This window comes from Reyranella sp., from assembly GCF_050185545.1.
Lineage (GTDB): Bacteria > Pseudomonadota > Alphaproteobacteria > Reyranellales > Reyranellaceae > Reyranella.
On sequence record NZ_JBFWZI010000216.1, the window covers coordinates 1 to 10,553 of the forward strand.

Annotated in this window: 12 protein-coding genes; 8 read left to right on the top strand and 4 right to left on the bottom strand. The window is 68.0% G+C overall.

Annotated features, from left to right (window positions below):
- Window positions 1-53 precede the first annotated feature (53 nt).
- The 6 genes from tsaD to AB7O82_RS33205 all read left to right on the top strand — a co-directional run bounded on the left by tsaD (window position 54) and on the right by AB7O82_RS33205 (window position 4,515).
- Window positions 54-1,088: a tRNA (adenosine(37)-N6)-threonylcarbamoyltransferase complex transferase subunit TsaD gene (gene tsaD / locus AB7O82_RS33180; RefSeq protein ID WP_428621308.1), complete on the top strand. Its 1,035-nt coding sequence runs from the start codon at window positions 54-56 to the stop codon at window positions 1,086-1,088.
- On the top strand, window positions 1,085-1,711 hold the full coding sequence (locus AB7O82_RS33185) for a TIGR02466 family protein (RefSeq protein ID WP_428555946.1): 627 nt from the start codon (window positions 1,085-1,087) through the stop codon (window positions 1,709-1,711). The genes tsaD and AB7O82_RS33185 overlap by 4 nt, the downstream gene beginning before the upstream one ends.
- Window positions 1,708-2,697 carry an NAD(P)H-dependent glycerol-3-phosphate dehydrogenase gene (locus tag AB7O82_RS33190; protein ID WP_428555947.1) on the top strand — a complete coding sequence of 330 codons (990 nt, stop codon included), beginning with the start codon at window positions 1,708-1,710 and terminating at the stop codon, window positions 2,695-2,697. Before AB7O82_RS33185 ends, AB7O82_RS33190 begins: the two co-directional genes overlap by 4 nt.
- Before the next feature lie 14 nt (window positions 2,698-2,711).
- Window positions 2,712-3,140, top strand: a complete 429-nt coding sequence (locus AB7O82_RS33195; RefSeq protein ID WP_428621296.1) for an EVE domain-containing protein — start codon at window positions 2,712-2,714, stop codon at window positions 3,138-3,140.
- Entirely contained in the window at window positions 3,137-3,997 is an 861-nt protein-coding gene (locus tag AB7O82_RS33200) for a DMT family transporter (RefSeq protein ID WP_428555953.1), read from the top strand. The genes AB7O82_RS33195 and AB7O82_RS33200 overlap by 4 nt, the downstream gene beginning before the upstream one ends.
- A 194-nt stretch (window positions 3,998-4,191) precedes the next feature.
- Window positions 4,192-4,515: a nucleotidyltransferase domain-containing protein gene (locus tag AB7O82_RS33205; protein WP_428621298.1), complete on the top strand. Its 324-nt coding sequence runs from the start codon at window positions 4,192-4,194 to the stop codon at window positions 4,513-4,515.
- 128 nt (window positions 4,516-4,643) lie between these two features.
- Here AB7O82_RS33205 and AB7O82_RS33210 read toward each other — a convergent pair whose 3' ends face one another.
- From AB7O82_RS33210 to AB7O82_RS33220, 3 genes are read right to left on the bottom strand one after another with little or no spacing between them, the layout of a single operon-like run.
- Entirely contained in the window at window positions 4,644-5,387 is a 744-nt protein-coding gene (locus tag AB7O82_RS33210) for a creatininase family protein (RefSeq protein WP_428621300.1), read from the bottom strand.
- 28 nt (window positions 5,388-5,415) lie between these two features.
- Entirely contained in the window at window positions 5,416-7,452 is a 2,037-nt protein-coding gene (locus AB7O82_RS33215) for a thioredoxin domain-containing protein (protein WP_428621302.1), read from the bottom strand.
- Entirely contained in the window at window positions 7,449-8,606 is a 1,158-nt protein-coding gene (locus tag AB7O82_RS33220) for a diaminopropionate ammonia-lyase (RefSeq protein ID WP_428621304.1), read from the bottom strand. The genes AB7O82_RS33215 and AB7O82_RS33220 overlap by 4 nt, the downstream gene beginning before the upstream one ends.
- Window positions 8,607-8,684: 78 nt before the next feature.
- On the opposite strand from AB7O82_RS33220, the gene AB7O82_RS33225 reads away from it, so the two are divergent.
- Both AB7O82_RS33225 and AB7O82_RS33230 read left to right on the top strand, forming a co-directional pair.
- Entirely contained in the window at window positions 8,685-8,942 is a 258-nt protein-coding gene (locus tag AB7O82_RS33225) for a DUF6489 family protein (RefSeq protein WP_395708440.1), read from the top strand.
- A gap of 6 nt (window positions 8,943-8,948) precedes the next feature.
- On the top strand, window positions 8,949-9,347 hold the full coding sequence (locus AB7O82_RS33230) for a (2Fe-2S) ferredoxin domain-containing protein (protein WP_428549356.1): 399 nt from the start codon (window positions 8,949-8,951) through the stop codon (window positions 9,345-9,347).
- A gap of 495 nt (window positions 9,348-9,842) precedes the next feature.
- Here AB7O82_RS33230 and AB7O82_RS33235 read toward each other — a convergent pair.
- Window positions 9,843-10,553: HAD family hydrolase (locus AB7O82_RS33235; protein ID WP_428621306.1), on the bottom strand; the 711-nt coding region annotated here is incomplete at its 5' end.

Sequence of the window (10,553 nt, forward strand, 5' to 3'; positions counted from 1 at the left end):
GGACGCCCCGGCGCTGCTCTGGCGTAGCCGGGGCGCCGACGCTAGAAGACGCCATGCGCGTCCTGGGAATCGAGACCAGCTGCGACGAAACGGCGGTCGCCATCGTCGAGACGACGGCGGCGGCGCCACATCCGGTCGGCCGGATCCTGGCCAACGTCGTCTACAGCCAGCTCACCGAGCATCGCCGCTTTGGCGGCGTCGTGCCGGAGATCGCCGCGCGTGCCCATCTCGAACGCATCGACGGGCTGGTCGAGGAGGCGCTCGGCACGGCCGGGCTCGATCTGGCCGACCTCGATGGCATTGCCGCGACGGGTGGGCCGGGCCTGATCGGCGGCGTCATGGTGGGCGTCATGACGGCAAAGGCGCTCGCCTTCGCGCACGAGAAGCCGTTCATCGCCGTCAACCATCTCGAAGGCCATGCGCTGTCGGTGCGGCTTACCGAGGACGTGACCTTTCCCTACCTGCTGCTGCTCGTGTCGGGCGGGCATTGCCAGCTCCTGACGGTGCGCGGCCCCGGCGATTTCACGCGTCTGGGAACGACCATCGATGACGCCGTCGGCGAATGCTTCGACAAGACGGCGAAACTTCTGGGACTGGGCTTTCCCGGCGGGCCGGCGGTCGAGCGGGCAGCCGCTGGGGGCAATCCCGGCCGCTTCAGCCTGCCCCGGCCGATGTGGCGCAAGCCCGGCTGCGACTTCTCCTTCTCCGGCCTCAAGACGGCGGTGCGCCAGACGGTCGAGAGGCTCGAAGCAGGCGACCGCTCCGCCATCGCCGATCTCTGCGCTTCCTTCCAGCGCACGGTGGGCGACGTGCTGGCCGACCGCTGCGCCAACGCCTTCGCGATGTCGCCGTCGCCGACCCTGGTCGTCGCCGGCGGTGTCGCGGCCAATCTCTATCTGCGGCGCCGGCTCGAAGACCTGGCCGCTCGCCATGGCGCCCGCCTGGTGGCGCCACCCGTGAAGCTCTGCACCGACAATGGCGCCATGATTGCCTGGGCGGGTATCGAGCGGCTGCGACTCGGCATGGTCGACGCGCTCGACTTCAAGCCGCGCCCGCGCTGGCCGCTCCATTCCGATTCGGCATCATGAGCACGACCCCCCAGCTGCTGCCGATGTTCGCCACGCCGATCGTCGTGCTCGACGTGGCCGATGCGGCGACGCTCAATGCCGAGCTGCGCACGGTTATCGGCGAGCGCGAGCGAACGCATCCCGGCACGCAGCATTCCAATCTCGGCGGCTGGCAATCGACCTGGGACATGGATCGCTGGGGCGGTGTGCCGGCGATCAAGCTGCTGGCCATCGGTCGCAATCTCGCCAATCGCTTCACCACGGATCGCGAAGGCAACCCGGTTGCACCGACCTGGCGCGCCAACATCTGGGCCAACGTCAACAGGAGCGGTCACGGCAACGAGTTCCATTCCCATCCCGGCAGCTTCTGGTCGGCCGTCTACTATGTCGACGACGGCGGCATCTCGGCCGATGCGTCGCTCGGGGGCGAGCTCGAGTTCATGGATCCGCGCGGTCCGGGCCCGGCGATGTATGCGCCTCAACTCGCCTACGCCATGCCCGGCGGCCTGTCGGTCGGCGCCAACGAGATGGTTCGCCCGCAGACGGGCCGGATGGTGATGTTCCCGTCCTGGGTCCTGCACCAGGTGCGTCCCTATCGCGGCGCGGCCGAGCGCATCTCGATCGCCCTCAACCTCAGCCTGTGAGCGACATTCGCCATATCGGGGTCGTGGGCGGCGGCGCCTGGGGAACGGCGCTCGCCTGTCTGGCGCGCCGGGCCGGCCGGCGCGTGACCTTGTGGTCGCGCGATCCGGCCATTGCGTCCGCCATTGCGCGCGATCGCGCCAACCCGGTCTATCTGCCGGGGCAAACCATCGAGGCCGGCATCGAGGCCGCCGCCAGGCTCGACGAGCTCGCGGCGTGCGACGCCGTCCTGCTCGTCTGCCCGGCTCAGGCGGTACGCGAGGTCGCGGCGCGCCTGACCGGCGACGCTCCCGTCGTGATCTGCGCCAAGGGGATCGAGGCGAGGAGCGGGCGGCTGATGCCCGAAGTGCTGGACGAGGTGCTGCCCGGGCGGCCGATGGCCATGCTGTCGGGTCCGAGCTTCGCCGAGGAGGTGGTGCGCGGCCTGCCGACGGCGGTCAGCATCGCCACCGTCGACGAAGAGCTTGGCCGCGTTCTGGCGGGATCCCTGGCGGCCGGCGTGTTTCGCCCGTACTGGACGAACGACGTGCTGGGCGTCGCCCTGGGCGGTGCGGTCAAGAACGTCCTGGCGATCGCCGCCGGAATCGTCGAGGGCCGCGGCCTCGGCTACAACGCCGCCGCCGCACTGATCACGCGCGGCTTCGCCGAGATGGCCCGGCTCGGACAGGCGATGGGCGCCCAGCTCGAGACGCTGACCGGGCTGAGCGGGCTCGGCGACATCGTGCTCACCTGTCACGGCCCGCTGTCGCGCAACCGCTCCCTCGGCCTGGCCCTGGGCAAGGGGGCAAGCCTGGCGGACTACATGAGCGGGCGGCGCCAGGTCGTCGAAGGCGAGGCGACGGCGCCGGCCGTGCTGGCGCGCGCCCACCGCCTGGGCATCGAGATGCCGATTTGCGCCGCCGTCGATGCTATCCTGCACCGCGAGGCAAGTCTCGACGAGGCGATCCGTGCCCTGCTGGCGCGACCGCTGCGCCGGGAAGGCAAATGAAGGCGGAGGGTGACATGGCGCACTGGCTCATCAAGTCCGAGCCGTCGGCCTATTCGTGGGAGCAGCTGGCGAAGGACAAGAAGACGTCCTGGACCGGCGTGCGCAACGCCCAGGCCCAGATCAATCTCAAGGCGATGAAGGTAGGCGACCGCTGCTTCTTCTACCACTCGGGCGAGGGCAAGGAGATCGTCGGCATCGCCGAGGTCGTGAAGGCGGCATATCCCGATCCGACCGACAGGGACGGCAAGGCGGTGACGGTCGACGTGAAGGCAGTCGAGCCGGTCAACGCGCCGGTGACGCTCGCCGCCATCAAGGCCGACCCGACATTCAAGGAGCTGAAGCTGGTGCGCCAGTCGCGGCTCTCGGTGTCGCCGGTCAGCGACGAGCACTGGAAGCTCATCATGAAGATGTCCGCAGCCCCCAAGAAACCCGATAACAAGTGATCGACAATCGCCGCGGCATCCTCGCGATGTCGGCGTCGGTCGTGGTCTTCATCATCAACGATGCACTGATGAAGCTGGTCGCCGAGACGGTGCCGGCGGTGCAGGCGATCGGCGTGCGCGGCGCCTTCGCCACCCTGTGGTGCGGGCTCGCCCTGCTGGCCACCGGGACATGGCGCCAGCTCGGTGCGATCTGGCATCCGCGGGTGCTGCTGCGCGGAGTCCTCGAGTCGGGATCGGCCTTCATCTTCCTCATTGCGCTGTTCCACATCCCGTTCGGCATCGCCACCGCGGTCGGCCTGTCGTCACCCCTGATGATCACGGTGCTGGCCGTGCTGATCCTGCACGAGGACGTGCGCTGGCGGCGCTGGAGCGCCGTCGCCGTGGGCTTCGCGGGCGTGCTGATGGTGATCCAGCCGAGGCCGGGCGACCTCAACGCCTGGACCTGGGTGGCGCTGGCCGGGACATTTTGCGGCGCCCTGCGCGACGTGCTGAGCCCCGGCCTGCCGCGCGGCGTGCCGACCCTGGTCGTATCGTTCGCCACCGCGGTCATCGTGACGCTCGTCGGCTTCGGCTCGATCGTGGTGGAAGGCTGGCAGCCGATGAGCGCGCAGGCGCTGGGCTACATCGTCGCCGCCTCGCTGCTGCTGGCGGCGGGCTACCAGTTCGTCGTGCTGGCCCTGCGCTCCGGCGGCGAGCTCTCCGTCATCGGCACGTTCCGCTACGCCTCGATCCTGTGGGCGCTCGCCATCGGCCATGCCGTCTGGGGCGAGGTGCCCGATGCGCTGGCGATGACCGGCATTGTGGTGATCGTGGGGTCGGGCATCTACATCCTGCACCGCGAACGGGTGCGGCGGTGAGCCGAAGCCGCCGCCGGGGCGAATGACATTCTCAAGTCACGGGAACACGTCGCCAGAATGGGTATCACGAGAACGGACAAGCAGTGCCCGCACTGCCATGTCGCGCTGTTCCTGGCCGCATCGCAGGGCTCCGATGAACTTGTTCTGCCTCGAATGCGGGGCGCACCGTCGACATCGTGGAGCAGGGGGCTGCCATGAATGCCGGCCAATCGGACGCATTGAACAGGGCGCTCGCGCGCATCGCGGAAGTGATGCAGCCCGAGGCGATATGGCTCTTTGGCAGCCGTGCGCGCGGCGATGCGCACGACGACAGCGACTACGACATGCTGGTCGTGGTGGCCGACGACGCGCCCGCCGAACGGCGCTCGCTCGATGCGACTGCGAGCGTGCCGCGCGATCCCGGTGTCGAACTCGACATCGTCCCATGCCGGCGTACCGTCTTCGAACGCAGGAAGGACCAAGTCGGCACTTTGAGCTGGCTGGCCGCCCACGAAGGACGGCTCGTCTATGGCCGCTGAGGCCGTCGCCGGTTGCGTGGGAAACTCCGTCGTCGTCCGCCTTCGAGGCGTGGCTGGCCGAGATCAAAGCAATCCGGGCGATGATGTAGGGGCGGCAGAGGCAAGGCCACCCCGGGGCACGGTTGATGCTACCTCGCCACCCACTTCTCGTAATCGCGCGCCACTTCCTCGACCGCGACATCGTAGAAGCGCTTGCCGTGCTCGGGGGTCGCCTGGCTGGGATCGGAGCCGATGCGGCCGTCGGGGAAGGCGCGGCGATAGTCCTCGGCGTCGGCGAACGAGCCGTTGGGCGCGATCCGCGGCTCGAGCTGCGTGCGGTTCATCGTCTCAGGATATTTGTACCAGGTGAGCGCCACTTCCGAGGCGGTGGCGTGGCTGCCTTCGCCGACCGGGTAGAGCTCCTGGCTGAGCTTCTTGATGCCCGGTCCGTCCCACCAGTTGCGCAGCGCGCACTTGATCGAGGGCTGGTTGCTCAGCCGCTCCATCGAGCGCTCGGCATAGATCTCCGAAAAGGCCGCGGTCACGGTGGCGATGTTACCGCCATGTCCATTGACGAAGAAGAAGCGGGTGAAGCCGTGGCGCGCCAGCGACACCACGGTGTCGCGCACGACGGCGATCAGGGTGGTCGGCCGCAAGGTCACCGAGCCGGGAAAATCGAGGTGATGCTGCGCCATGCCGACGGAAATCGTCGGCGCCACCAGCGCGCCGACCTTCTCGCCGGCGCCGCGGCCGATCATCTCGGCGGTGAGCGCGTCGGTGCCGATAAGACCGGTCGGTCCGTGCTGCTCGGTCGAGCCGATCGGGATGATGATGCCAGTCCTGGTCTTGAGATAATCCTCGACGAACGTCCACGTCTTGAGCTGAAGCTGCACGAACCTTCTCCTTTAGGGGCCGACTTCCTCAGAGATCGAAGGCGGCCGCATCGGTGATCGGTGGCCGGCAGGCCATGTCCCGGCAAACGTAGAGGGCTGGCTTGCCCGCGACCAGCCCCTTGCCCGCGGCAGGATGGCCCGGCGGCAGCGCGTTGCCCGGCGAGAGGGCGCGCACGATCTTGTTGGGCAGGCTGCGGCGATGGACGGCGCGCTGCAGCGCCCGTGTTTCGCTGGCCGCCGGATCGCCCACGATCACGATCTCGGTGGCGCCCTGCAGCAGGTCGTAGCCGTTGAGCAGCGTCATCAGCGGGAAGAAGTTCTTCTCGAGCTCGGCAGCGAAGGCGGCAAGCTGGCGCTCGGCCTTGTCGCGCCACGCCGCATCGCCGGTCAGCGTCCACAGCCTGGCGAACACGCCGAGCAGCATGCCGTTGCCCGACGGCGCGGCGTTGTCGTGGCAATGGCGGGCACGCAGGATCAGGTCGCTGGCGTCGTCGGCGGTGATGAAATAGCCGCCGCCGTCGGCATCGGCGAAGTGGCGATCGAGCACGCCGACGAGGGCTTTCGCCTCGTCGAGGAAGGACGCCTCGCCGGTCGCCTCGAACATCGCCAGTCCGGCGCGCGCCATGGTGGCGTAGTCGTCGAGCGTGCCGCGATGCTGGCGCTTGCCGGCGCGTGCGGCATGGAACAGGCGGCCGTGGCCGTCGCGCATCTCGTCCATCACGAAGCGCCAGGCGCGCCGCGCGGCGGCGAGCCAGTCGTCGCGCTCGAACACCATGGCGGCGTTGGCGAGGGCTGCGATCATCAATCCGTTCCAGTCGGCCAGAACCTTGTCGTCCCAGCCCGGCCAGACCCGCTTGTCGCGCACCGCTTTCAGCTTGCCGCGCAGGACCTCGAGCCGCTGCTCGCCGGCCTCGTCGAGAAGCTGCGGCCGGCGGTTGCGGTGAAGGATGGCATGATGCTCCCAGTTGCCATCAGGCGTGACATCGTAGGCCTGCTTGAAGAATTCCGAGTCGCTGCCGAGAATCGAATCGATCTCGGTCTCGTCCCAGACATAGAACTTGCCCTCGACGCCTTCGCTGTCGGCGTCGTACGTGGCTGCAAATCCGCCGCTCGCCGTCGTCATCTCGCGCAGGGTCCAGTCGCAGGTCTCGGCGATACGCCTCAGGTAAAGCGGGCTTCCGGTTTCCTGCCAGACGAGGGTCAGGAGATCGATCAGCTGCGCATTGTCGTAGAGCATCTTCTCGAAATGCGGCACCAGCCATTCGGCATCGGTCGAATAGCGGGCGAAGCCGCCGCCGAGATGATCGTAGATGCCGCCCTGGCACATGCGGTCGAGCGTCACCGCGACGATGTCGAACAGCTTCTGCTCGCGCCGCCCGCCGCGCAGCCAGGCGCGCCACAGCATCTCGAACATGTAGGGCGAGGGGAACTTGGGCGCCTGCTTGAGACCACCCCATTCGGGATCGCATGCCTCGGCGATGCGCCGGGCGATCTGATCCAGCAGCTCGAGCGGCAGCGGCGGGCCGTCGCCCCTGAGCTGCACGGCCTGGCTCTCAGCCCGCCGCTTCAGCGCCGTCAACAGGCCCTGGCGGTTCTGCTCGACCTCGGTGGCCTTCTCCTGGAAGGCCTTCGACACGCCGCGCAGGACGTCGACGAAGCTCGGCCGGCCATAGCGCGCGGGATAGGGAAAATAGGTGCCGCCCCAGAACGGTTCGCCGGTGGGCGTGCAGAACATGGTGAGCGGCCAGCCGCCCTGCTCGCCCAGCACCTGCAGCGCCTGCATGTAGATGCCGTCGATATCGGGCCGCTCCTCGCGGTCGACCTTGATGTTGACGAACAGCTCGTTCATCACCGCGGCCACCTCGGGCGCCTCGAAGCTCTCGTGCGCCATCACGTGGCACCAGTGGCAGGCGGCGTAGCCGACCGACAGCAGGATCGGCCGGTTGGTGCGCTGCGCCTCGGCCAGCGCCGCATCGCCCCACGGCCACCAGTGCACCGGGTTGCCGGCGTGCTGCAGCAGGTAGGGGCTGGTCTCCTCGTTCAGTCGATTGCGGCCTTCGATCATGGCGGGGCCTCGCCGAGGTTGCCTTCGCTGTTGATCAGAAGAATGCGCGAATGGCGATCGAGTTTCAGCGCCTTGAAGGTGGCCTCGTCGGCCGAGACGCGAAGCAGGCCTGCCAGCCCGGCGCAGCCCGACGGCCCCGAGGCGATCGCCGGATCGTTGCCGAGCGGGTGCGCATAGAGACGTCGGGCCGGCAGCACCTCGTCCTCCTCGATGGTCATGAACCAGTCGGCGCCCTCGCCGACCACCGGCCACGTCACCGGCGAGATCTCGCGGCAGGCCAGCCCGCCCATGACGGTGTCGGCATCGCCGCTCGCCAACGCCGGCTTGCCGGCGAGGTTGCTCTGGAACCAGCAGTCGGCGCTTTTCGGCTCGACCACGATCGAGATCGGACGCTCCTCCAGCACGGCCCACAGATAGCCGATCACGGCGGCGGCGAGCCCACCGACGCCCGCCTGCACGAACACATGCGTCGGCGCCTGCCGCCATTGGACGACCGCCTCGTGGGCCAGCACGCAGTAGCCACGCATGACACTGCGTGGCACCGAATCGTAACCCTCCCACGACGTATCGGAGATGATCGACCAGCCTTTTTCTTCGGACAGGCGCCGGCATTCGGCGACGGCGGTGTCGTAGTCGCCATCGACCCGGATCACCTCGGCGCCGCGGGCGCGAATGGCCGCTTCCTTCTCGGCGCTGGTGAACCTGGGCAGGAACACGCTGCACGGCACGCCGAACAGCCTGGCGCCGGCCGCGACCGACCGGCCGTGATTGCCCGAGCTCGCGGTGGCGAAGGTGAAGCGTGAGGTGATTTCGCGATGCTGGCCCTTCACGAGATCGCCGAAGCTGGTGCTGGAATGGTAGGCCTCGCCGACCGCGCCCGACAGCACGTTGTAGACGGCGATCACCCCGCCCAGCGCCTTGAAGGCGCCGAAGCCGAAACGCTGGCTCTCGTCCTTGACGCGGATCTGGCCGACCCCCAGGCGCTGGGCCAGCGCCGCCAGGTCATGGAGCGGCGTCGGGGTGTGGCGCGGGCATTCGCGCAACTCCTCGCACAGCTCGGGAATCCCGTTGGGGTTGACCACGAACTGCTGGTCGCGGCCGAATTTCTGGCGCCGGTTGGCGCGCGGGTTGGGGGCAATCCAGGGAGGAATCATGGCCCCTCATAGCATGAGCCCCATAGCATGGCCCGCCGCGCCGATATCGCCTAAGCTCGGCGAAACGGAGAGAAAGCCATGAAAGTCAACGTCGAGGTCACCTGCACGCCCGAGGAAGCGCGCGCCTTCTTCGGCCTGCCCGACATCAAGCCCATGCAGGATCGCATCATGGGCGAGATCGAGGAGCGCCTGCGGTCGAGCCTCGGCGCCATGAATCCTGAAACGATCTTCAAGACGTGGCTGCCGGCATCGATGCAGGGGATGGAACAGATGCAGCAGATGCAGCAGGCTTTCTGGGCCCAGCTCGCCAACATCGCCAGCGGAAAGAAGGATTGAAGCACAATGAGCCATCGCGAAAAGCCGACCGATCCCAAGCCGTATTACGAGGCCCATGTCTTCTGCTGCACCAATCGCCGGCAGGCCGGCCATCCGCGCGGCTCGTGCGCCGACAAGGGCAGCGAGGCCTTGCGGGACTACATGAAAGGGCGGGCACGCCAACTCGGCATCGACAACGTTCGCGTCAACAATGCCGGCTGCCTCGATCGCTGCGAGCTCGGGCCGACGGTGGTGATCTATCCAGAGGGCGTCTGGTACTCCTGCCCGACCAAGGAGGATATCGATGAGGTGCTGCAGAAGCACCTGATCGAAGGCGGCCGGGTCGAGCGCCTGATGCTGCACACTGCCGACAAGAAGCCGGAGGATCGTGCCAAGCGCAGCGAGAGTCGCGAGGCTGCGGAGTAGTCTCCGATACGATGATCCTTCTCCGCCCCGGCGTCATCGCTGGGGAGGCGTCGCCGTCATAAGGCGACGGAGGGGTCATTGCTGGGAGCGCGCCAACCACATAGGCGCTAACTTAACTTACAAAGGGACCTCACCCTGAGGAGCGGCCTGGAGGCCGCGTCTCGATTCGGGCGAAGTAACCTTCGCCCTTTGGTCGGCAACAAATCCGATGTTGCAACACCGCTATTCCAGCGATCTGGTCTGTCGCGCATCCTTCGAGACGGCCGCTACGCGACCTCCTCAGGATGAGGACTTTGCCGGACCGGCCAAAGTTGGCGCCTATGAGCGCGCTACTCCGATGGCGCTCATGGGATCTGTGATCGAGAAGATGAGCGCCATCGGAGTGGCGCGCTCCCAGCGGAAGAGTCTGTTTCTTGTTTGTGGCGCGCTCGCAGCCCATGACCCCTCCGCCCCGTAAGACGGGGCACCTCCCCAGCGAAGCTGGGGAGGAGATGATCACTCCAGCAACTCCCCCAGCCGCCGGATGACGCGGCTGGGTTGCGCTGTCGCGTGGGTCGGCACGCCCGCTTCGTAGGGGTCGTACCAGATGCCGCACATGCCGAGCTGCTGCGGCGCCACCACTTCCCATTCGTAATTGTCGCCAACCATCCAGGCGTCGCCGGCCGCGACGCCCAGCCGTTCCAGGGCATGGCGATAGACGGCGAGCTCGGGCTTGCCCTGGCCGAACTCGCCTTCGATCTGGATGTGATCGAAGCGATGGCCGAGCTCGAAGCGCACGATCTTGTCGCGCTGGGTCGCCGAGGCGCCGTTGGTCACCAGGGCGAGCCTGACGCCGGCGTGGCGCAGCGCGTCGACGGTGGCGTGCGCGTCGGGGTAGAGCCGGTACTCGTTGCGCCGCATCTCGGTAAAGGCATCGGCGATCCTGTCGGCCAGCGTCTCGTCGGCATAGCCGAGCCGCGCCAGGCCGCGTCGCGTCGACAGGCGCCGCGCCGCCGGAATGTCGAGCCGCCACTTCGCGGCCTCGGCCCGGTCCGACCAGAAGGCGCGCGCCTCGTCCATGATGGCGACGCGGACGCGCTCGATCGCCGCCTCGTCATGGGCGTCGAGGTGGGCGGCGAACACGTGGAGCAGGCGGCGCCACGCCTCGTCCGGCTGGGCGTAGGCGCGGATCAGCGTGTCGTCGAGGTCGAACAGGATGGCGCGCGG

Coding starts and splice junctions, on each gene's coding strand:
- tsaD (WP_428621308.1), top strand. CDS start 54: ATGCGCGTCCTGGGAATCGAGACCAGCTGCGACGAAACGGCGGTCGCC.
- AB7O82_RS33185 (WP_428555946.1), top strand. CDS start 1,085: ATGAGCACGACCCCCCAGCTGCTGCCGATGTTCGCCACGCCGATCGTC.
- AB7O82_RS33195 (WP_428621296.1), top strand. CDS start 2,712: ATGGCGCACTGGCTCATCAAGTCCGAGCCGTCGGCCTATTCGTGGGAG.
- AB7O82_RS33205 (WP_428621298.1), top strand. CDS start 4,192: ATGAATGCCGGCCAATCGGACGCATTGAACAGGGCGCTCGCGCGCATC.
- AB7O82_RS33215 (WP_428621302.1), bottom strand. CDS start 7,452: ATGATCGAAGGCCGCAATCGACTGAACGAGGAGACCAGCCCCTACCTG.
- AB7O82_RS33220 (WP_428621304.1), bottom strand. CDS start 8,606: ATGATTCCTCCCTGGATTGCCCCCAACCCGCGCGCCAACCGGCGCCAG.
- AB7O82_RS33225 (WP_395708440.1), top strand. CDS start 8,685: ATGAAAGTCAACGTCGAGGTCACCTGCACGCCCGAGGAAGCGCGCGCC.
- AB7O82_RS33230 (WP_428549356.1), top strand. CDS start 8,949: ATGAGCCATCGCGAAAAGCCGACCGATCCCAAGCCGTATTACGAGGCC.